This is a genomic window from Gemmatimonas aurantiaca, assembly GCF_037190085.1.
GTDB classification, from domain to species: domain Bacteria; phylum Gemmatimonadota; class Gemmatimonadetes; order Gemmatimonadales; family Gemmatimonadaceae; genus Gemmatimonas; species Gemmatimonas aurantiaca_A.
In genome coordinates this window covers 246,052-269,159 of sequence record NZ_JBBCJO010000010.1, presented here as the reverse complement: position 1 = coordinate 269,159, position 23,108 = coordinate 246,052, and the positions used below count along the sequence as shown (strand labels likewise).

The following is a 23,108-nucleotide window of genomic DNA, read 5'->3' as shown; positions in this document are numbered from 1 at the left end:
GCCCGCTTTTGATTTCATCACCTCTTTACCGCGTGCTCACTTCGTAGCGGCCGCGAGATCGCGGATGGCCTTGGCCATCGTGGAGACCTTGGCGCTGTCGCGGGCCCCAGTGGCATCCTGCTCCACCTGGCCGGCCAGCGTGTTCAGTGCAGCCTTGCGCGCGGCGCCCGACTGCTTCTCGGCGGCGGCGAGTGCCTGACCGATGGCGGTGGTACGCGCCGCCGCGAGCCCGCCGTCCCGCACGAGCTGGTCGAGGTAGGAGCGCACGACCGGGAACGCCGCCGGCCACACCAGCTTCGGCTGGGCCTGCGGATTGTACTCGGCCATCCTGATCAGCTTGGCCGCCGCGAGTTCGTTGGCCGACAGCTTGTCGCCGGGCAACACCTCGAGGATGTCGAGACCACGCGCCATCTCCGACGAGTACACGTAGCCGTTGTACCAGTATGCGCCCCATGACCCGGCGATGGTGCCACGCTGACGCGTGTTGGCTTCCGCCGACGGCGCATCCACCGGACCACGATCGAAGAAGCCGATCTCGTACGGCTTGTCGGGGTCGGTGAAGTCGATGATGTTCACGCCGCCCTGATACCAGCCCTGCACCATGATGTCACGGCCGGGCACGGGGATGAGTCCCCCGTTGTGGGAGACGCAGTTTTCCTGTGGGCTCTGCGCCGTGGGAATTTTGAAGTACGCGTGCTGCTTGTACTTGCGATCGCCGGTGATGACGAGCGTGGTGTTGCCGCCCATCTCCAGCGGATGCATGGCCTGGCAGTTCGGCGAGGTGCCGCCGCCCCATTCGTCGGTGAAGACGACCTTCTTGCCGTCGTTGCTGAAGACGGCGGTGTGCCAGAGCGAGAAGTTCGTATCGGCCACGGCATCGAGACGCACGGGCTTCTCGGGATTCGACACGTCGACGAGCAGCCCGTGGCTGCCGCACGCGCCGGCGAGCAGCCCCATCTCCGGATACGACGTCACGTCATGGCAGTTGCGCGGACCGGCATTGGCCATCGCCGCCATCATGGCGCTGTCGGCAGCGGACATGGCGCGCATCGGGCGCGCCGCACCACCACCACGACGGGGCGCCGGACGCAGTCCTGAGAAGATGCGCGCCCCGCTGACCACCGCGGCATCCTGCGGACGCTTCACGTCGACCTTGATGATGTCGAGGCGGTAGAGCGAGTTGCTCTCGTCGTCGGGGTCCGCTCCCGTCTTGCAGCCCGCGAGTTCGGTGTCCGGACGCGCACCCTGCTGACCCGACACGTAGATGTAGAGGATGTCCTTGTTCTTCGGGTCGGGAATCAGCGTGTGCGTGTGCGAGCCTTTGCAGGTCTGCACGTTCTTGATCAGCTTCGGCGCCTTGGGATTGGAGACGTCGTAGATACGCACGCCAGCCATGTGATCCTTCGGATCCTGCACGCCGCCCTTGGCGCAGTCGTTGCGATTGCCGGCACCCTCCGCCGACACGAACAACAGGTTGCCGTAGATGGACGGATCGCCCTGCGACGTGATGCAGGAGACCACCGAGGCGAGCACCGGCTTCGACAGGTTGCTCACATCCCAGATGGAGAAGCCGGCGAAGTTGCCCTGATAGACGTAGTTGCCGCGGAACGCGAGATCGGAGTTCACGAACGTGAGACCGACCATCGAGTCGAGCACGGCGGGCTTCCGCGTGGTCGAGACGAGACGCATGCCCTGGATGGCTTCTCCGGCGTCGTGCAGTCCGTACTTCAGACCGTTGCGTGGATCGTTGCCCGAAGGATAGGTCTGCGCCACCAGCGTGGGCGCGATGGCCAGCGACGAGGCAACGGCCACACCAAGAGCCATCAGGCGTGGACGGCGAAACGATGACATCGGAAACGACTCCATGAAAGAAAGAGAGATCCGTGAGGTGGGAAACACTGCGGAGAACATGAGGAGAGAACGGTCCTACAGATCGAGCAACAGCTGACGCATCAGCGCGATCTCGGCCGATTGCGTCGTCTCGATATCGTTGGCGAGCACGGACACATCGACTTCCTGTCCGGCGCGCGGGGTGCCGAAGAGCTCGTGCACCATCATGATCGCGCCCTCATGGTGACGGATCATGAGCGTGAGAAACAGCTTGTCGAAGGCCGCGCCCTTCGTGGCTTCGAGCTGCTTCATTTCGTCGGCGGTGAGCAGCCCCATCATGGACATCGTCCGCCACGACGAGGTGTCCGGCGCGAACTGCTTGTGCGCGCGGAGCCAGTCCTGCATGAGGACGATCTCACCGATCTGGGAGAGATCGATCTTCTGCGCCAGCTTGAGGACATACGGATCGGACCCGTTGGCGCGCGCGATGCGCGTCATCTCCACGGCCTGGGCGTGGTGTCCGATCATGCCCTGCATGAAACGCACATCGGCGACCGTGATGAGCGCCCCGGCGGGGATCGTCGGAGCCGGGATGTTGCCGAGATCCATCTTGTGACCGCCCGCCATATCGTGACCCGCCATGGCATGGCCGGCATGTGCGTCGGCACTGGCGGCGGGAGCGGGAGCCGTCATGGTATGGCCCGCATGACTGGCCATGTCAGGGGCGGTTGTCTGGGCGGCCACCTGGCCACCGGTGGCGGAGGGAGCTCGGGCGGGAGCCGTGGCACACGCCAGTGGCGCGATACCGACAAACGCGGCAAGAAGACAGCGACGGAGGATCATGGTCACTGAAAGACGGTGGGAAGAGCCTGGTAAAGGCCCGGTAACGATGCACGAACGATGCACGAAGGAGCGCAGCGATCCATGGCGCGCTCTCTCAGCATAACGCAGAACCGTCCCACAGCGCTGGCGGGGCAGACCGCCTTATTATGGGCCCAATCGCTCAATTGCAGCCACAGAAAGTCAAATATCGCGATCCAGTGGGAATTTTTCGATGTGCGAAACAAGCCCCTGGTAAACACGCGGCGGGCCGGGCATTGCCAACGGCGTCACCGAAGTGGGACGCCGGGTGAGCATGGCATACAGATACCCGTTCATCTCGCCCACCAGTTCGGTGTGCAGAATGCGATTGGCGGGATTGGGGTGCAGCCACATCTCCACCTGTCCGGACGCGTCGCGCCAGCGCTGGAAATCCCCGATCATCTCACGCGTGAGCGGACGCCGCGGCGCGAACCAGTCGATCATGCGCTGAGAGGCACGCCAGGTCCCGCCCGAGTCCGAGACGACCTTCCTGCCATCGAGCGTGATCTCGCGATCATCGTAGGCCAGCACCACCAGCGTATGCGACGGTGCGGCGTTCAGCCACGTCTGCAACGGAGGGCCGTGAACAGCGGCGAAGTTGTAGTTGGCGTCGAGCAGGGCGATACGCTCCACCCACGACGGAATCGTCTCCTGCCCTTCGATGAAGCCGAACATGAAGGAGCCGCCGCCGCTGTGTCCGGTGAGCGTCACATTCACCGGTGTATATCGACGTCGGCTGTCCGTGTTCAGCACGTCCTGCCTCAGACGATCGACCATGCGCCCGATGCGGGCGTTGGCTTCCGGATAGCCGCGGACCCGTCGCCATTCGGGCCAGCTCTTTCCGGCCGCTTCGAGATACACCACCACGGCCTGTGTGAGTCCACGCGCGCGCAGCAGGCGTGTCTGGGCGGCGATGTGCTGGATGTCATACCGCCATTCTCCGCTGTCGCGGGGTGTGCGCCCCATCGTCTCCGCCGTGCTGTTCCCGTTGGGCAGCGCGTAGAGAATCAGCTCGATCGCGCGTGTGGGATCGAGCGTCTCCGGTTCGACGATCGTGGCCGTCACACCGGAGTCGACGATGAGCATCCGCGTCCGTTCCCGCATGAGCGCCTCCAGCGGGAGCGGACGCGGAGACGATGAGCGTGACGACGCCGGGCCACGGCAGGCCGCGGACATGGAGAGCAGCACGAACATCCCGAGTGCAACGAGCGGGCGGAGGACAGTCGTGAACACCAGTCACCACGGTGGACGGATGGCATGGAAACGCCGAGGCAGTGCACCGGCTGCCCCCAGAGGGGACCGATGCACTGCCTCATATCCTACCACCGATCACCGGCCCAGCCAGTAGCTCGCTTTGATCAGGAAGACGTTGTCGGGGCGGCGGGAGAAGATGTTGGAGTAGCTCGAACCCACGCCGTACTGTTCGGGATTGGCCTCACTGGCGTCCCGGCCCTGTGTCCAGACGAAGAACAGTACCGACCCGGGACGATATTCCCAGCGGACGACATTGTTCGTCCGCAGCTGTCCGAAGCGGAAGCCATCGGGATTGCCACGCAGGGTGTACGGGCGGAATCGCTCGTCCCGATTCGATGACCGACCATCCTGGAGTGTACGCCAGTCGGTGTAACGTCCAGTGCTCACGAACGGCTGCAGATAGCTTTCGAAGCTCAGCGTCGGCGTGATGGTGTAGTTCATGCGCATGGTCATCGAACTCGTGGACTGGTACAGCCGCCCGAACGTGAAGGCGGTCACGCCATTGTCCACGTAGTTGCCGTACCACTGCTGATCGTCGATGTTGCGGCTGTAGCTGAAGCTCACATTGCCGTTGAACTGCGAGCCGACGCGCACCCGGGCGCCGACATAGGCGTTCCAGTTGCTGCCGAGGCCATCGAGGCGACGCCCGCCACCGCCGCCGAAGTTCGGCGCGATGTCGCGACGGTTGTCGCCATTCACGTTCCACCACGTGTTCATCCGACGCGGCATGTAGATGGCCGGGCCGCCGCGGGCATTCCGATCGGAATAGGCCGTGATGAGGTCGTTGAACCCGATGCCACCGTTTGCACTCCAGAAATTCCGGAACTCGCCCCAGCCGTTGACGTTTCCCCCGTTGTTCAGGATCATGCCGCCGGTATTGGCTGTGCCCCACGCATTGAAGTTGACATTGGCCTGCCGGAAGAAGCCCACGGGCTTCACCGGGCGCAGTTGCATCCAGAAGGAGGCTCCGGTCTCATCGCTGCGCGTGCGGAACCCCACATCGTTGATCTCGAACCCCGGAGCGATATACCAGATGCTGCTGCTCATCCGTGTGATACCGCCGCCCTGTTTGTTGAGCGACGCCTGGGTCATCCATCCGGAGAGACTGGTGCGGGTGCTGTCGTAGTCGAGATGATCCGCACCGGACCGTTGGAAGAGATGCACATTGGAGCGTTGCGTGAGCGCGATGGCCTGGGCCGTGCCACTCACCTGCGAGCCTGCGAGTTGGGCGTTCACCTGCCAGCGGTTGCCCGCGAACCGGTGTCGTGCATCGAAACCGCCGGTCCAGGCGTTGCCGCGCAGCACGTTTCGCGTCCACTGATCGGTTTGCCGGGCCGTGTTGGTCAGCATGAATCCGACGCCGCTGTTGCCACCGGCCAGATCCTGCTGCAGGCGCATCACCGCATAGTTCGTCTGCGGCTCGATGGTGCGGAGCTGCGTGCCGGCTTCGCGTTCGGTGACCGCATCCATGACGCCGATGGAAAGGCCGTTGCCAAGGCGGCCGGTCACCTTCGCGGCACCAAGGATGCGCGACTGCAGCGGTGATGCGGCATCGCCGAACTGGTTACGCAGTTGCGGGGCGCGGCCGATGCGCCGCGAGTAGAACAGACCGGTGCAGCTGCCGTCATTGCAGTCGATGTCGTAACGGAAGATGCCACTGCCTTCCAGAAAGAACGGACGCCGCTCGGCGAAGAACTGCTCGAACGCGCTGAGATTGAGCACACCCGGATCGGCCTCCACCTGACCGAAGTCGGGGTTCACCGCGGCATCGAGCGTGATATTGGAGGTCAGCCCGACCTTCATGTCGGCACCGATCTGCGAATGGGTCGCATTGCGCGGCGTTCCATCACCGAGCGGGCTCGCACCATACCGTGCAACGGTGTACGGCAATATCTCCATGCGGCGCGGCGCCGAGAGCGATGTGAACCCGGGCATGGACGACCACTGGCTCACCATGCCGGTACGCGACTTCCGGAACAGCGGCCACGAGACGCGCTCACCACGTCGCGCGATACGGCGCATGAGGAGAATGCCGAACGTGTTGTCGCCACTCGGCACATACCGCAACTGACTGAGAGGAATGCGATACTCGGCGGTCCAGCCGAGCGAATCGATCTGCGCCGCACCTTCCCAGACCGCATTCCATCCCCAGTCTTCCTCTCCGTCGTTGAAGACATAGCCATCGGACATCGTGCCCGCCGGCGTGAGACGGAACATGTAACCCGTGCGCTTGTCGTTGTAGGAATCGACGCCGAGAATGATGTCGTCCGACAGTGCCATTCCGTCACGCCGCTGCAGCACCGACAGCAGACTGTCCGGATGGGGATCGAAGTTGCGCACGAGCACATACAGATTGCGCGAGTCGTATGCGACCCGGGCTTCGGTGCGGAACGAAGGATCGCCGTCTTCCACCGGTTCCCATTGCCGGAACTCCGTAATGGGTCGCGCCGTGCGCCAGATCTCATCGTCACCACGTCCATCGATGCGGGGTGCGCGATGGGCCCGCTCCGGGCTGGGCACCGGCGCCGGCGCGGGATCGGGCGTGCGGCCTGCATTCGCACGACGCGCGGACACCGCGGTGGTCGCCACCACCGGTGCCGGCTGGGCCGAAGCGGCAGTGAGAGCGACGAATGGGATGATAAGCGAGACGAACCGCATATGGAGACGCAGCTGGTTGCGGGAGGGCTGGACGGGGAGCATCGGTTGGACAGCGTCAGCGCCGAAAAGGTTGAAACGCCAACGCAACACGAACAGAACGCCGACGAAATGCGGGCAGGACGCCGATGCATCCGGGGCTTCCGGAGACCGGACGCCCCTGTTGCCCGGAGAGGTGAGCGGAGGCAACGTAGAAAATCCAACGGGCCTTGCAGCACATGTGTTTCATCTCCTTCCGCCATTTCCTTCATGACCACGCGTCGCTCTTTCCTGCAGCAGGCCGGTCTGCTGGCCGCCGCTTCGACCGTCCCGTCGACGCTGCTGCACGCAAGATCCATGTCGCCCGAGTCGATGCAGCCCGTCAAGGCCATGAAGCTCCTGATCCTCGGAGGGACCGGATTCATCGGACCGCATCTCGTGCGACTGGCGGTGGAGCATGGACACACCGTTTCCATCTTCACGCGTGGCCGTCGCGACGGTGACCTGCCGTCCTCCGTGGAACGACTCGTCGGCGATCGTAATGGTCAGCTCGATGCACTGCGTGGACGGACATGGGATGCCGTCATCGACGATTCCGCCACCAATCCCGAGTGGGTGCGTCAATCGACTGCCCTGCTCAGAGAGAGTGGCCGTTACCTCTTCACCTCGTCGACTGGCGCCTACTACCCCTATCTGCGCACCGGTCTTGCGGAAGGTGATGCCGTGCACACCGCGCTGGCCGACCCGAAGGATGGCAGCGAAGTGTTCGGCACCAACAAGGCGCAATGTGAAGCGATCGTACAGGATGTCTTCGGCGCACGGGGCATCGTGGTGCGTCCCACCTACATCGTCGGTCCTGGCGACTATACCGATCGCTTCACGTACTGGCCGGTGCGTCTGGCGCGTGGCGGCGACGTTCTCGCACCGGGTCGCAAAACCGATCGCGTGCAATTCATCGATGTCCGGGATCTCGCGGCATTCATGCTGCGTCTCGCGGAACAGCACGGCAGCGGTATCTACAACGCCATCGGCCCGCGCACGCCGATGACCGTGGAGCAGTTCCTGGCACAGGCCGTGAAGACGCTCGATGCCAGGGTCTCACTGCACTGGGTGGACGACTACGGCTTCCTCGCGGCGCATGACATCGACGGAGTCGTGCCCTGGATTCTCGCGCGCGGAAACGATCTGGGACACACATCGATCGTCTCCACACGATCGTGGAGCGCGGGACTGTCGCCGCGGCCCATGGCGGACACCCTTCGGGACACATTGGCCTGGTTCGACAGTCTTCCGGCCGATCGCCGGGCGGCGGCAAAGTGGGTGCTGCCCGAAGCGAAGGAAAAGGCAATGCTCGCGGCGTGGGCGGCGCGGCGATGATGCGCCGCCGGCGGGCATCGTGGCCGCTCACCGCAAGGGGATACTGATCTCCGCGCCCCAGGGCGACATGTCTGGCGGCAGGGCCCAGCGATACTCCCGCACCGTGAGGTGACGACGATCGGCATCGATGCTCACGAGCAGGAATGCAAGTTTCGCATCGTCGCCGGCGGAATCCCGTCCCTTGAGTGGCGAGTCGACACGAAACGCCGGCAACAGTGGTGTTCCATCGGCATCGCGGAGTGCATGATATTCAGTCCAGTTTTCATGCCCGTGAAAGTACGCGCGGATGTTGCGATGCCGACGCAGCAACGTGCGGAATTCCTCGAGCGTGCGTGAGCCCTCCAATCGGGCAGCCGGCAGAGGTTCGCCGCGCCAGCGTTCCGTGAGCAGCCCCTGGAATCCGCCGGTACCCGGCGGTCCGCCATCAGGCGCCGTGAAGTGGCGTGGATCCACCAGCGGTGGATCGTGCGCAAACAGCAGCACGGGTACGGTATCGGGAATCATGGCGAGCTCCCGCTCCATCCATTCACGCTCGCCCGCATCGGGCCAGATGTGCAATACCATGATGGCGACACCGCCAACCCATCGCACATAGTGCACACGATCGCGTGCATAGTCGAATGGCTGGCGCAGCGGATCGTGCTCTGCAGTCAGTAGTGCCTGTTCATCCTGTCGCTCGGCCCGGCGGTAGAGACCACTCATGGCCGTCGTGTCTACGGACGGCGCGAGCGCCGGAACATAGCCGATGGCGTTGGAGGCGTCATGATTGCCTGCCGCGGCGAAGACCGGCAACGGTGCACGACGATCGCGACTGAGCGGCTGCACGAAGGTGGTCAGGAATTCACGCCAGGAAACTGCGGCCGGCTGCACACCGGCTTCGGCCCGATTGGCGATATCCCCGGTCACGGCCACGAATGCGAGATCCCCCACCACGGCTCCAGCCTGTACGCCCCCGTCGTCGGGAAGCGTGCGGATGGGCAACGATCGCAGGACTTCGGCCAACGCGGCGTTCACCCGCCACGCAGGGACCGCACTATCGCCGAGAAAGCGAGGACGCGTGAGGCCATAGTGCAGATCGGAGACCAGCGCAAACGTGAATGGCTCACCAGGACGCTGTGCCGTGGCGACCTGCCACGGAAATCCGGCGAGCACCACGGCGATGGCCAGGATTCCGATCATCGAGGCGACATGTGCACCAACGGCGCCCGGAATGATTCCCGGGCGCCGCCGATCAGTGCGCACGCATGTCGTCCACCGTGCCTTACATGCCATGACGAATGCCGAAATTGATCTGGCGTCCGTAGTAGGTCGTGGAGACCGGATGGCTGCGATCGCCCACGTACTCCACGGTTGGTGCATTGCCGGCATTCCGGACGTTCAGGAAGATCGACCCGAATCGCGGCATGCCGTAACCGAACGTGAGATCGACCAGTTTGTCCGGCGCGAAGTAGCGATCCTGGGCAAGGCTCGCGCCAACCGCCGACAGACGGGCCGACCGCTGAACGTACGAAGCCCGCAATTCGAAGCCGCGCAGGTTGTAGAACCCGATGAGGTTGAGCACCTCCCGGGCCGGTCCCGTGAGCGGCAAGGATTCCGAACGACCGGGGTAGCGGGCCTCGCTCCGGATCACGCTGTAGTTGCTTTCGATGCCCAGGCCGCTGAGCAGCCCGGGGAGCATGTTGAACCGCTGCACCCAGGCCAGCTCGATGCCTTCCGAGTTGCCACCTTCCGAATTCACCCGACGCTGTTCGTCGTAACCCGCAAAATCGCCCGTGGTGAGACGGGTGCGCTGGCTGAAGACGAACGATTCGATGTCCTTCCGGAACAGCGACACCGACATCGCGCCCAGTTCGCCCAGTGCATACTCGGCGCTCGCATCCCAATTCTTCGCCGTGGCCGGCTTGAGATCGGGGTTACCCACGACGACGGTGGGCGGATTCAGCTGCGCGTTGACCTGTGCGCTGGGAATGAGATCGCCCGGGGCGGGACGCGACATGCCCGTGGTGAACGACGCGCGCAGTACCAGCGGCACCAGCGGTTGATACCGCAGATGCAGGCTTGGCAACACGTTGTCGTAGGACGCACTCGAATTCTGCTCCACGACACCGGTCACCGTCGTGACACCATTCACCGTGGCCGTGCGCACCAGGTTGGCCCGGCCCGAATTGGCCGTGTGTTCGAAGCGCGCACCGCCGATCAGGCGAACCGTTCCGATGTCGAGCGTGCCCATCGCGAACGCCGCCGTGATCGACTCGTCGATACCGAAGTTGCTGTTGGCCCGACCCTGCGTCGTGAACGGCTCGCTCACCAGGAAGGGACCGCCGCCACTCTGCACGGCCTGCAACCACCGATCGTAGTCGGGAAAGAAGGGCAGCAGACGGGAGCGACCATTCGACGCGGGCATGAAATCCGGGGTGGCGACATCCCGGGCGAGCGTGGGCGTGATACTCGCCGAATTGGCGGCGCTGAGCGTGTAGCGGGCGTAGATGGGTTGGGACTGCGACGAATGCTTGGAGGAGTTGCGGGCGCCGAACTTGAGCGCGAACGGCAGGCCGTTCAGCGAAAACGTGCGCCGGGCACTGAGATCGACCGTGGTCTCGTCTTCCTTGCGGGGGGCCTGTGTCTGGTCGACGTTCACCAGCCGTTGCAGGGACTTGTTCGTGAGATCCACGCCGTTGGTGACCGTGAAGTTCGGGAAACGCGGCTCGGACATGTCGCTGGTCATGGCCACGTTCGACACACGCGTCGTGATCTGCATGGTGGCCGGATAGGTCTTGTCCGCACGTGAGTGGGAGGCGCGCACGTCGGTGTTCCACGACCCGAACTGCGCCGTGCCACCGACGATGTACATCTGGAACAGATTGTGCGGCTCACGATAGAAGGTGATGTCGTCCACCTGGGATGTTGTCGGGCGCCAGGTCGTGCCCTTCTGATCCAGCCAGCGATAGTCGTCGCTCCAGATGGCCTTGGCGTACAGCGTGGTGCCGGTCGTCGGACGATAGCCGATGTTGAACCCCAGACCCGTGCGCCGCTTTTCTTCGCCCCGGTCGTAGACATTGTTGCTCGCCAGGACGAACGGATTGGTGCCCACCGTGCTGTACGTATTGTCCGACCCATCGTAGCCGCGATAGTCGTGGAAATACGAACCCGTGAACAGGTACCCGATGTTTTTCTTCGCGCCCAGCCGGTCGCCCACGACCAGCTCGAGCTGCTTGTTGAAGGTGTTGCCCCGCTGGTTGCTGGTGCCACCCACATTGAATGCCAGTGTGCGCCCCGGTGCATCGAAGGCGGTGCGGGTGACGAGATTGAGCGAACCGCCGATGCCATCACCCGGCAGATCGGGCGTCAGCGTCTTGGTCACTTCCACACGCGAAAGAGTCGCATAGGGAAACTCGTCGAGCGCCACGTCGCGATTGCCGTCGACATTCGTGATGGGCAGCCCGTCCACGGTGACGGAGTTGTACTGCGGCGCCAGACCACGAATGGTCGCCGTGCGATTCACGCCGGCGCGCGTCTCGACGATGATGCCGGGAAGTCGCAGCAGGGCATCGCCGATATTGCCTTCCTGCACCAGGCCCAGCGCCTCGCGCGACACCACGGTCTTGAGATTGTCGCTCGAGCGCTGGAGGTTGATGGCCGTTGCCTGGCCGGCCACCTGCCCTATGGTCGTCACGGTCTCGAGATTCGGCGTGAGCAGCACGTCGATATCGGCCTTTCGTGCAGCCTCCACCGTCACCGGAACACGCGACACGGCATACCCGAGATAGCGCACCACCAGTGTCTGGGTGCCCGCACTCACGCCACGAATGACGAATTGCCCTTCACGACCGGTGATGGATTCGAGCACCGTACCATCCACGCGCACGGTGGCCCCTTCCAGAAAGGCGCCGGACTGACTCCGGACGCGCCCACCGATTTCGCCGGAGGGCGACTGGGCCTGGATAATGTCACCTGGTACGATGAGGGCAACGACAAGACCCAGCGCTCCCGCGAGGCGGGAGCGCGTGCAAACGAACGAACGCATAGTGAGACCGGTTGAGGTGTGTAACCGGCATCACGCTATCCGAATCTTGTCACGACCTCATGACATCGACGCCACAACACGGCGTCGGATGGCACTCCTACGCCGTGGCCTCGATGGCGCGGCGGACCTTGCCGACCAGTTCGTGGATCTGTTCTTCGCTGATGATGAGCGGCGGCGACAGCGCGATGATGTCCCCGGTGACCCGGATCAGCGCGTCCTGCGCGTGGAACGCATTGGTGAACACATCGTAGCCACGGGCACCCGCCACGCCGTCACGCACGGCGAGCTCGATACCGCCCACCAGACCGATGTTGCGGATGTCGATCACATGCGGCGCATCACGCAGGCTGTGCAGTGCTTCCTCCCACACGGGGCCGAGTGTGGCGGCCCGGGTGAGCAGCCCTTCGTTCTGGTATACATCGAGCGCGGCAAGCCCCGCCGCCGCGGCAAGCGGATGACCGCTGTACGTATATCCGTGGAAGAACTCGATGCCACGCGGTGAGGACTGGACGACTGTGTCATAGATCGACGTCTTCACGCAGGTGGCGCCCATGGGCACGGCCGCGTTCGTGAGCCCCTTGGCCACGGTGAGGATATCGGGCGTGACCCCGAAGACCTGAGCGGCAAACGGCGCACCCACCCGACCGAAGCCGGTGATGACTTCGTCGAAGATGAGCAGAATGCCGTATTTGGTGCACAGCTCACGCAGCCGTTCCAGATATCCCACCGGCGGCAGCAGGACGCCGGTGGATCCCGCCATCGGTTCGACGATCACCGCGGCGATCGTTTCGGCGCCGTGTCTGGTCACCAGTTCCTCGAGCGCATCCGCCAGATGTCCACCCCACTGCGGTTGCCCTTTCGAGAACGCCTGATGGGCGAGGTCGAATGTGTGCGGCAGATGGTCGACGTGCGGCAGCAGCTGCGCCGCGAACGTCTTGCGGTTGTTCTCGATCCCACCAACGGAAATGCCACCGAAACCCACGCCATGATAGCCGCGCTGACGGCCGATGAAGCGCACACGCTGCGGCTCACCACGCGCCTGATGGTAGGCCAGGGCGATCTTCAGTGCACTGTCCACCGACTCACTGCCGGATCCCGAGAAGAACACACTGTCCATGCCGTCGGGGAGCACGGCCGCGAGACGCCCCGCCAGCGCGAACATGAGCGGATGTCCCATCTGGAACCCCGGCGCATAGTCGAGCGTGGTGGCGGCCTGCATCATCGCATCCACGATCGACTGTCGACAGTGACCGGCATTCACACACCAGAGGCCGGCCGTACCATCGAGGATCTCGCGTCCGTCATCCGAGCGATAGTGCATGTCCTTCGCACTCACGAGAATGCGGGGATGCGCCTTGTATGCCTTGTTCGCGGTGAAGGGCATCCAGAGCGCGTCGAGCGATTGGGAAGCAGTGGCGGCGGCAGTCATCGGTATTCCGGATGATGGACTCGGTGCAGCGCACCGATGGTGACAGGCGATGAGTACGGCGATGGGTACAAAGATAAACGCCTCCCGGGTCGATCCCTTCGATCGACCCGGGAGGCGTTCGGGACGACTACTTCCGCTTGACGCAGGCGCTCGGGTACTGCTGGCAGTAGCCCATGCGGCTGCTGCCCACCTGCTTCGACTCCACGACCGCGTGCACCACCGCGCGTCCGAGGACGTCGGCCGCGGCGTTGAACACCGCCTGCAGATCGGCATTGCTCAGCTGCGTGGTGAACGGCGTCGTGGCCATACCGAACACCGTGTCGCCGTCACCGATGTTGTGGATCGGACGGATGGACCGCGCGAGGCCCGCATTCGCGATTTCCGCCATGCGTCCGGCTTCGAGATCGAGCAGCGGAGCATCGGTGGCGACGAGTGCGATGGTCGTATTGCGCGGCGCGCTGTCGGAGCCGTCGTTCGGGCCACCACGACCGGCGTTGGCGGCCTGACACTCCTCCGCCTTGGGTTGCACGAGATTGAACTCGTTGTCGATCTCGAGGAAGAGCCCGTACGGGAGGCAGGTGCGCGGATCGACGGGTGAGCCGGCGGGATTGAGTCCCACGATGGCGGCCACCGTATACCCGTTGGACAGCTTCACGCTGGCCGTGCCCATGCCCCAGCCGGCTCCCATGCCCACGCCGATACGACCACTCTTCACCGGCTGGTTCGAAGCCGCCACCGTGGCCTTGTATCCGAAGCTGGCATCCGGACGCTTCTTGAAGTCGCCGCCACGTCCCAGATCCATGAGGATCGCCGCCGGCACGATGGGCACCACGCCGGCCCCCACGAAGACGCCGAACTTGTTCTCCTCCATCCACTGCATCACACCGCTGGCGGCATCGAGACCGTATGCGCTGCCGCCGCTGAGCACGATGGCCTGCACACCGCGCACCTGACCGCCGGGTTTGAGAAGATCGGTCTCCTTGGTGCCCGGCGCGCCACCCATCTGCGAGTATCCCGCCGTGGCGCCCTGCTCGGTGCGAATGACCGTCGTGCCCGAGCGATAGCCGCTGTCGGTGCGGGTGTAGTGTCCGACCTTGAGGCCCGGCACATCCGTGAGGGAATTGGACGGACCCGTTCCGAGCACCGTGATGCGCGGCATGGCCGGCCGCTGTTGCTGTGCCGGTGGCTGCTGAGCCGCGAGCACGGTGGGCACGAACACCGCCGCGGCGGCAAGGGTCCAGCAGGCGCGCCGCTCGGCGCGCCCGCGAACCGGATGATACGACTGATCCATCATGATGCTCCGGTCAGTTGAAGGGAAGCACGTCGGCCGAGGCCTTGTTTTGCACGAGAATCCGGTTCATGTCGTTCTTCATGATGACCGTCTTCGCCGTCTGATCGTAGGTGAAACCGTCCATCCCCAGCGCCAGGGGAATGAAGCTCGGGATCGTCGCCTTGGTATACGCTTCGCCGTCCCTGGTGTTGGGATTGGCGATGATTTCCGTCTGGGCGACCGGCATGCGGATGCCGAGGTCGGCCATGCGCCGGCCTTCGGCGAGGAAGATCTCCTGCCGCATGAGATACACGACATAGAGGCCATCGTCCACGGTGGTGATGGCGGCGATACGGGCCGCGTTCACCGACGTGCCCGACACCGTGTAAGCCTTCACCGTGCCGGTGGAGCGGGTGAGCACCAGTCCATCGACGAACGGCTGGCCCGGCGCAAAGGCCACGCGCGTGTCCGCCGTGTTCGGATAGATGACCTTGCCGCCCGCACGACCACGCTGCTGCGTGCGGCTATCCACCTGCTCCGTCGGACGCGCGCTCACCAGGGTCAGCAACTGATTGAGTCGGTCCTTGGCTCCCGCGATGTTGTTGTCCGACAGTGCCGCTTCGGCCAGAATCAGATACGCTTCTTCGGACTTGAGGAAGGCGATCGGGCTCTGGGTGGTGGCACTGCGGTTGGGATACTTCGGATCGAGGAAGTCGAGACGCGGCAGCGGCTGGAAGTTGTTCACGGAACTCGTCAGCACACCCTGCATGGCGTTCGTCGGTCCGTTGGTCGGATCGAATGTGGCGTTGCGGATGAACTGCGGGCTGGCCGTGAGCAGCGTCTGCGACTCCTCGGTGGCCTTGGCCTTGTTGCCGAGACGGTAGTAGGCGCGGGCCAACGCCAGCGTGTACCCGTTTTTCGCCGCGGCGTCGGTGGACAGCGTGCGTGCCTGCGTGAAGTCAGTGATGGCGTTCTGCACGTGTGTCTGCCACGGGAGCACTTCCCCGTTGCCCGATCCCGGCAACGCCACGTACATCTCGCCGGCGAACAGGTTGGCCATGCCCCGCAGGAAATTCATCTCCGCCTTGTCATTGGCGGTGACGAGCGGATCCCGCGGGAAGACGCTGTCCAGTCCGAAGGTCGCCATGTAGCGCAGACGGGCGATGGAGTTCTGGATGGACGTCACTTCGGGATCGAGATACGTCACGACCGGCTGATCGAACTGCTGGTTGTTGGTCGTGTAGTTGTTGAAATAGTTGTCGGAGACGATCTCGCTGTTCTGCACCACCGTGTTGAGTGTGATGAGGAACTGGCGTTGTGTCCCCCGCAGCCACGTGACGCCGGCCGCGGGCGTGCGCAGAAAGTCCTCGTCGGTGAGGTTGGGGTTGCGGACTTCCGTGGGAGTGAACGCGTTGCACCCGCCGATGACCAGAACGGCCACCGCTGGTGCCATCAGGCGTGACATCCGCATCAGGATCGCATGGCGCATGGTTCAGAACCCGAAGCGAAGGGTGAGGAGGAAGCTGCGCGGATTGCCATCGGTGGCGTAGTTGAAACCGCCCACCGCCGCGGCGCCCTGCGTGGTGGCCGAGGAGAGATCGGTTTCCGGATCGAAGCTCGACGACGCCCAGCGCCACGGATTCACGATGGAGAGCGAGGCCCGTGTATCCTTCGTGCCACGCGGCAACAGCTTCTCCGGCAGACGGTAGTCGATCGTCACGGTGCGGAACGCCACGTAGTCGGTGTTCTCCACCCAGAGATTCATCACGCGCTGCCAGATGGAGGCGCGACTGCCGTTGTAGGGAGCCTGCGCGAGCGCGGCAGCGGGCACGTACCCATCGGTGCCTGGCACGCCGTACAGATAACGGAACGCCTTGTCGAACGACTGGGCCTGCGCGCCGAACTGGTAGTCGGCACTGGTGCTGATGGTGAGACGGGAACCGATGCCGATCTGCGCCCCGAAGCTGCCAAACTTGTCGGGCATGGGCTTGCCGAGGTAGGCGAGCTCCTGGATCTCCTTGATGCTGCCATCGGCGTTGAAGATGGCTTTGGCGCCGCGCAGGAAGCCCACGGGATACCCTTCCTGCACCATGCCCTGCACGGTGCTGGCCCCGTAGCCGCTGATACCGAACGGCGGCGTCCCACCGAGATTCTCCACCCGGTTGGTGAGCGTGTTGAAGGCCCCGTTGAGGGTGACGCGCCACGTGGCATTGTTGACCGGTGTCACGGTGGCCCGCAGTTCCACACCCTTGTTGGAGATCTGGCCGATGTTGGCGACCTGACTGGTTTCGCCGGTTGACGGGGCCGGCGGCGCCGTGATGAGCGCACCCTCCGTGCGCGCCGTGTAGTATCCCAGACCGAGTGAGGCACGATTCCGGAACAACGAGAGATCGGCCCCCATTTCCAGCGTGCCCGTACGTTCCGGCTTGAGATCCGGATTGCCCGGCTGCCCGAACGTGGCCGCCTGCTGCCCGTTGAACGAGTTGATGGTGACGGTGCGATCGTTGGCGAACGGCTGCGGGAACTGGCCCGCCACGCCATACGCGGCACGCAGACGGATGTCCGACAGCACATCCTCCGACAGCATCTTGCGCATCCAGTCTTCCGCGCCCAGCGCCCACACGAGACCGATCTTCGGATAGACCTGGGCGCCGGTGTTGGTACCGAACGCGGTGTTCTTGTCGGCGCGCAGGCCGAGTTCCATGGTGTAGCGTTCGCGATAGCTGATGTTGGTCTGTCCGAAGAGCCCGTAGTTGGCCACCCGGTAGGCCACGTCCTGCGACGCCGTCACACCGGCACCGGTGACCGTCTGCGCACCGTCGCGGACGTTCGTGGCCGTGTACGCCACCTGCACGTCGTCGTTGCGGAAGAGCTGTGCGCCCAGCGACGTGATGACCGAGAGATCGCTGCCGATGGCCGCACTGTGCTGGCCACCCACATCGAAGGTGAAGCCGGTGAAGGTGCGCTCGTAGTTCGAGATCGAACCGCGGTCGACCGTCCCCACCGGGAAGGCGCGGGTCGCGATCTGGAACTCGTTGGTGACGATGGCCCGTTCACGGCTGAAGCGGTTGTTCAGACCGAACGTCGCGTGCGTCTTGATCGAACGCATCGGATCGAAATCGATGCGGTGCGAGGTCTGGAAGCCGCGGGTGAACACCCGATTGTCCTGCAACCGTTCACCGTCGTTCACGAACTTCTTGAGACTGTCGAAACCGGCGGGGGTCATGTGATCGATGTCGTTGTTGAACCCGAACGCCGACGAGCGGCCGGCTTCGAGCACCCACAACGACGTGTAGCCGCCCGCATTGCCGTTGCGGAAGCGTGGCGAGTCGGTCTCGTTGTACGAGAACGATCCCTGATACTTGCCCACGCTGCCGATGTTCGCGCCGATCCCGTTGCGGAAGCCGAAGGCGCGATTGTCCCCGTACACCCGATGACTCTGACTGGCGCGCAGGTTGCCCGACAGGCTGTAGGTCACCGCGTTGTTTCCGCCCTCGATGCCCGCCGAGTACTGCTGGGTGAAGCCGTTCCGGTAGAGCAGATCGCGTGTGGCCTTGAAGAACTGGAACTGGGTCTGCGGCGTATCGTACCCCGTGCGGGTTTCGAAATACCCCTTCGTCCCGCCGGTGCTGCCACGCTTCGTGAAGATCTGGATCACGCCGTTGGCGGCATCGGACCCGTAGAGCGTGGTGGCGGCACCACCCGGGATGAATTCGATGCGCTCGATGTTATCCATCGGCAAGTCGGCGATGGCGCTCGTCGCGGCTCCCTGTCCCCGCACGCCGGATACGTTGATGCCGAGCGTCGCGATGGTGTTCAGGTTGTCCATGCGCACGCCGTCCACGTAGATGACGGGCGTGGAGTTGCTGCTCACCGACGTGATGCCACGCGTACGCATGATCGACGTCGTGCCCGGCTGGCCGGAGGTGAGACGGATCTGCGCGCTCGGCAGGTTCGTCTGCAACAGTTCGTCGAGACGCTTGGCGGGTGAGGCCTCGATCTTTTCGGCACTCACCACGTCCACCGTGGTGGCGATGCGTCGCTTCGATATCTCACCGCCCTGCCCGGTGACGACGACGGCGTCGAGGTCGAGCGGCTGCACATCGAGCGCCATGTCCACGGTGACGGTCTGTCCGGCCCCCACGGTGGCGGCGGCACTCTTGTTGGAGTAGCCGATCATGCGGACCTGGATCGTGCGTTCGCCCGGGGGCAACGTGGAGAGCCGGTAGCGACCGTCGGCGTCGGTCCGGACCACACGATCGCGGTTGTTGTCGGCAAAGACCTGGGCGCCCGGCAAGGGGATACCGGATCTGGAATCCGTCACGCGGCCCGTGACGGTGCCGGTTGCCTGCGCGCGGAGCGGAGAAGTCCCGAACATGGCGAGCGCCACGCCCAGGAAAACGCCGGACCATCGAGAACGTCGTGTCATCGAATGTTCCTCGGTGGAAACTGCGGGCCGCCATGACACCCATGCGGCAGAGGTTGAACGCGGTGGAGGAGGGAGACCACGGGGGTGACGGCGTTCACGTCACAACGAACATGACGGTGGCACCCACGGCGGGATCGCGGGCACAACCGTCATTGACCACACATCGGCTACTTGTTCACCAGCTTGTGTATCGGCCTGCGTATCAGTTGTGTCACCAACCGCGATCGACGACTCAGACGACGACGGTGTCGGTCAACTCGAGAATGGACAGCGCCAGGACCTTCGTGGATTGCATGAGGTCGTCGATGGCGCAGTACTCGTCCGGCTGATGCGCGAGATCGAGAATGCCCGGACCGTAGGCCACGCAGTTCGGCACGCCGGCGATCCGATCGACGTGCTTGTGATCGTATGTCCCGGGGCTCGCTGCCAGCATGATCGGTCGTCCCAGCACCTGCTGTACGGAACGTTCCAGCGAAGTCACCACCGACGCGCCATCCGGCGTCTTCACCGGATGCACCACCATCAGATCGCGCAACTCGAAGAGCAGTTCGGGCGTTTCCTTCGCTGCCGTCTCCAGCAGATCCACGATCTCCGCGCGCGTGGCTTCGAATCCTTCCTCGGCGAGGAATCGCCGATCGAAGATCGCACGACAGATGTCGGCCACGCAGGGGGTCTGTATCCCATCGACCGGCTGACCGCCGGCTATACCGTTGATATTGAGCGTCGCATGCCGCGCGCCATCGGGTTTGACCGGCACGGCAGTGGTGCGGGACTGCAGGACCGGCATCAGCACGCGGCGTATGCGATCGAGGATTACGCCCATGTGTTCGATCGCGTTGGTCCCGAGAAACGGCATCGATCCGTGGGCAATGCGACCGTGCGTCGTCACCTCGAACCAGTACACGCCCCGGTGCCCGATATAGAGGCGGTCGGTGTTCGTGGGTTCGGTGATGATGACCGCGTCGGTCCGGCTCGCGCTCACCCGTCCCTGTTGCGCGAGATAGGCCATGCCGGCGAAGCCGCCGCTTTCTTCGTCGACGGTGCCGCTGATTTCCACCGAGCCGTGCAACGGAATGCCGGCCCGTCTGATGGCTTCGGCCGCATAGATCGCCGCGGTGATCCCCGCTTTCATATCACAGGAACCACGGCCATAAATGCGGCCGTCACGTACTTCGCCCCCGAACGGATCGACGGTCCATCCGGCACCCGCCGGAACGACATCGAAATGCCCGTTGAGATGCACGAGCGGTCGATCGGTGCGTCCCCGTCGCAGTCCGACCACGTTCATGCGGGGATGGGTGGGCGTGTGCTCCGGTCGTCCCTCAGCGATGGGGTAGTCGACGGTGAAGTCGCATGCCGCCAGGCGACGGCCGATGAACTCCGCGCATTCGACATACGCGTCGCCGGGAGGATTCACCGTCGGGATGCGGATCATGTCCGACGTGAACGACACCATCTCGTCCTGGGCCGCATCGATGGCGGCGAAGACGCGATCGATTGCATGCGGAAGGTTGACCATGGGCGCGAACCTCGCGTTGGGTATTTCACTTGTCAAGCATCTGTTTTGATCGTATGTCTGGTCCTGCTCTCCGGTCGCCAGTCGGCGACCCTTCCCCAACGCCTGCGGCGCGATGACCGTACATCGGCATCGACACTGCCGACCCCACGTGTGCAGAGGATCATGACGACACATCTGGTCTGGTTGATCGGTTATTCCATCGCGCAACTGGCGCTGGGCGCGTGGATTTCCCGGCGCGTGAAGACATCCAGTGATTTTTTCGTGGCAGGCCGTGCACTTGGTCCCGGACTCCTGTTCAGCACCATGCTGGCGGCGAACATCGGGGCCGGGTCCACCGTCGGCGCCACCGGGCTGGGATACAAGGATGGCTTTGCCGCCATCTGGTGGGTGCTGTCGGCCGGGATCGGCTCCTTGCTGCTGGCCTTCTGGATCGGGCCGGCGATCCGCCGGGTGGCCGCCGCTCATGACCTGCGCACCGTCGGGGACTACCTCGAATTCCGGTATGGCGTGCAAGTGCGCACACTCATATCGGCGCTGCTGTGGATCGGCTCCGTATTCATTCTCGCGGGACAGCTCATTGCCGTCTCGTGGATTCTGAACGTGATCGCCGGCGTTCCAAAAACCGCAGGCTGCATTCTCGCCGGTGTGCTGATCACCGTGTATTTCGCTTCCGGCGGTTTGCTCACGTCGGCGTACGTGAACGTCGTGCAGCTGACCGTGAAGCTGGTGGGTTTCGCCATCGCGATCCCGTTTGCACTCAACGCCGCCGGTGGGTGGGACACGCTCCGCGCGTTCATGCCCACCCCGACCTACTGGAATCCGCTGCAGAGCGGTGAGTCGGGCCTCGTCTACCTGGCCATGCTCGGTCCCGCCTTCGTCGTTTCCCCGGGGCTGCTGCAGAAGGTGTACGGCGCCCGCGACGATCGGGCCGTGCGGATCGGCGTGGGACTGAACGCGCTGGCGCTGGTGCTGTATGCGGCGGTCCCCGTGCTGCTGGGCATGATGGCGCGCGCCCAGTTCCCCGATCTCCCGCAGCCCGAACTGGCGTTGCCGACCCTGCTGGCGCAGGGTGTCCCGGCGGCCGTCGGTGCGCTCGGACTGGCCGCCGTGTTCTCGGCCGAACTGAGTGCGGCCGATGCGGTGCTCTTCATTCTCACCACGTCGCTGTCGCAGGACTTCTACAAGCGGTTCCGCAATCCCGGTGCGAGTGATGCGGAACTGTTGCGCGTCACGCGCCTCACCGCGGTGATCGCCGGTGCGGCGGGTGTGGCCATCGCGCTCGTGGCGGCAGGCGTGGTGAGCGCACTCAGCATCTTCTACACCATCATGGGTGTGAGTCTCTTCGTGCCGATCCTGGCTGGACTCTACAGCGCCCGCGCCACATCGGCCGATGCGATGGCCGCCATCATCGCCGGCATCGCGGTGGTCGGTGGCTGGCGTCTGTTCCTGGATGGCAAGCCGATCTCCGGTATCACCCCGCCCATGGGTGGACTCGTCGCCGCCATCCTGGCTTTCGTGATCATGCACGCCATCGGTCGCGGGCGTGGAAGTGGCGGTGACACCGGCGGAGTCCGCGCCCGTCCCTAGCGTCGTGTCATCGCCCATCGCCTCACGTTTCAGTCGCGCCGTTGGCATCCTTTCAGCAGTCGCTTCCTCCACACCGACCGGAATCCGTTCTCCTCATGTCCAGCTCAAATCTGTTCGATCTCACCGGGAAGATCGCCGCCGTCATCGGCGGCGCGTCGGGTATCGGTGAAGCCGTCACACTCGGCGCCGCGGGCATGGGCGCCACCACGATCTGTCTCGACGTCAAGCAGGATGCGGCGGCGGCCACCGCGGCCAAAGCCGGCGGCAGCACCGAAGCCGGCGTCATCGACATCACCGACGCCGCGTCGGTGAATGCGGCGCTCGATGCGATCGTGGCCCGGCATGGCCGGCTCGACATCCTCATCTGCACGCCCAGCATCAACGTGCGCAAAAAGATCCTCGACTATCAGCACGAGGAACTCATGCGCGTGCTCAACGTGAACATCGCCGGCAACTTCAACGTGCTGCAGGCGGCGGGGCGCATCATGGTGCCGCAGCAGAAAGGCAGCATCGTGCTCTTCTCGTCCATTCGTTCGCTCGTCGTGGAACCCGGCCAGGCGCTGTATTCCGCCACCAAGGCCGGCATCCTGCAGCTCGCGCGTGGTGCCGCCTGCGAGTTCGGTCCATCCGGTGTGCGCGTGAACTGCGTCGGCCCCGGCGTGGTGGAGACGCCACTCACGGCGCCCATCAAGGCCAACCCCGACTGGTACAATGCGTATGCGGCGAAGAACGCCTTCAATCGCTGGGCACGACCGGAAGAGATGGTCGGTCCCACGCTGTTCCTGGCGTCCGATGCCGCGAGTTACGTGAACGGCACCATCATCTACGCCGATGGTGGCTGGCTGGCCCAGGACGGGCGCTTCACGCCGCCGGGCATGTGAGTCGGCATCCACG

The 23,108-nt window shown here is 64.3% G+C and carries 14 protein-coding genes; 3 read left to right on the top strand and 11 right to left on the bottom strand.

Features of this window, described 5'->3' with window-relative positions; translation table 11 throughout:
- Positions 1–36: 36 nt before the first annotated feature.
- From WG208_RS13410 to WG208_RS13395, 4 genes are all read right to left on the bottom strand, one after another.
- Entirely contained in the window at positions 37–1,851 is a 1,815-nt protein-coding gene (locus WG208_RS13410) for a hypothetical protein (protein WP_337171877.1), read from the bottom strand.
- Between the two features lie 75 nt (positions 1,852–1,926).
- Positions 1,927–2,673 carry a DUF305 domain-containing protein gene (locus tag WG208_RS13405; RefSeq protein WP_337171876.1) on the bottom strand — a complete coding sequence of 249 codons (747 nt, stop codon included), beginning with the start codon at positions 2,671–2,673 and terminating at the stop codon, positions 1,927–1,929.
- A 180-nt stretch (positions 2,674–2,853) separates the two neighbouring features.
- Entirely contained in the window at positions 2,854–3,924 is a 1,071-nt protein-coding gene (locus WG208_RS13400) for a hypothetical protein (protein WP_337171875.1), read from the bottom strand.
- A 96-nt stretch (positions 3,925–4,020) separates the two neighbouring features.
- Complete coding sequence (locus tag WG208_RS13395; protein WP_337171874.1) at positions 4,021–6,603, bottom strand: DUF5916 domain-containing protein; 2,583 nt, start codon at positions 6,601–6,603, stop codon at positions 4,021–4,023.
- A gap of 246 nt (positions 6,604–6,849) precedes the next feature.
- Between WG208_RS13395 and WG208_RS13390 the strand changes: the two genes are divergently transcribed.
- Complete coding sequence (locus tag WG208_RS13390; RefSeq protein ID WP_337171873.1) at positions 6,850–7,956, top strand: NAD-dependent epimerase/dehydratase family protein; 1,107 nt, start codon at positions 6,850–6,852, stop codon at positions 7,954–7,956.
- 27 nt (positions 7,957–7,983) lie between these two features.
- On the opposite strand, the gene WG208_RS13385 is transcribed toward WG208_RS13390, so the two are convergent.
- The 7 genes from WG208_RS13385 to WG208_RS13355 all read right to left on the bottom strand — a co-directional run bounded on the left by WG208_RS13385 (position 7,984) and on the right by WG208_RS13355 (position 20,627).
- Positions 7,984–9,135, bottom strand: coding sequence for a metallophosphoesterase (locus WG208_RS13385; protein WP_337171872.1), 1,152 nt, complete (start codon positions 9,133–9,135; stop codon positions 7,984–7,986).
- A gap of 82 nt (positions 9,136–9,217) precedes the next feature.
- Positions 9,218–11,980 carry a TonB-dependent receptor gene (locus tag WG208_RS13380; RefSeq protein ID WP_337171871.1) on the bottom strand — a complete coding sequence of 921 codons (2,763 nt, stop codon included), beginning with the start codon at positions 11,978–11,980 and terminating at the stop codon, positions 9,218–9,220.
- A gap of 97 nt (positions 11,981–12,077) precedes the next feature.
- On the bottom strand, positions 12,078–13,409 hold the full coding sequence (locus WG208_RS13375; RefSeq protein ID WP_337171870.1) for an aspartate aminotransferase family protein: 1,332 nt from the start codon (positions 13,407–13,409) through the stop codon (positions 12,078–12,080).
- Positions 13,410–13,536: 127 nt separating this feature from the next.
- A complete protein-coding gene (locus WG208_RS13370; protein ID WP_337171869.1) occupies positions 13,537–14,700 on the bottom strand; it encodes a P1 family peptidase in 1,164 nt (387 codons plus the stop codon).
- A 13-nt stretch (positions 14,701–14,713) separates the two neighbouring features.
- Positions 14,714–16,168, bottom strand: a complete 1,455-nt coding sequence (locus tag WG208_RS13365; protein WP_337171868.1) for a hypothetical protein — start codon at positions 16,166–16,168, stop codon at positions 14,714–14,716.
- A 3-nt stretch (positions 16,169–16,171) separates the two neighbouring features.
- A complete protein-coding gene (locus WG208_RS13360; RefSeq protein ID WP_337171867.1) occupies positions 16,172–19,108 on the bottom strand; it encodes a TonB-dependent receptor in 2,937 nt (978 codons plus the stop codon).
- Between the two features lie 232 nt (positions 19,109–19,340).
- Positions 19,341–20,627, bottom strand: a complete 1,287-nt coding sequence (locus tag WG208_RS13355) for an acetylornithine deacetylase/succinyl-diaminopimelate desuccinylase family protein (RefSeq protein ID WP_337171866.1) — start codon at positions 20,625–20,627, stop codon at positions 19,341–19,343.
- 162 nt (positions 20,628–20,789) lie between these two features.
- Between WG208_RS13355 and WG208_RS13350 the strand changes: the two genes are divergently transcribed.
- Together WG208_RS13350 and WG208_RS13345 are read left to right on the top strand one after the other, a co-directional pair.
- A complete protein-coding gene (locus WG208_RS13350; protein ID WP_337171865.1) occupies positions 20,790–22,214 on the top strand; it encodes a sodium:solute symporter family protein in 1,425 nt (474 codons plus the stop codon).
- Between the two features lie 95 nt (positions 22,215–22,309).
- Positions 22,310–23,095: an SDR family oxidoreductase gene (locus WG208_RS13345; protein ID WP_337171864.1), complete on the top strand. Its 786-nt coding sequence runs from the start codon at positions 22,310–22,312 to the stop codon at positions 23,093–23,095.
- The last annotated feature ends 13 nt before the right edge of the window (positions 23,096–23,108 follow it).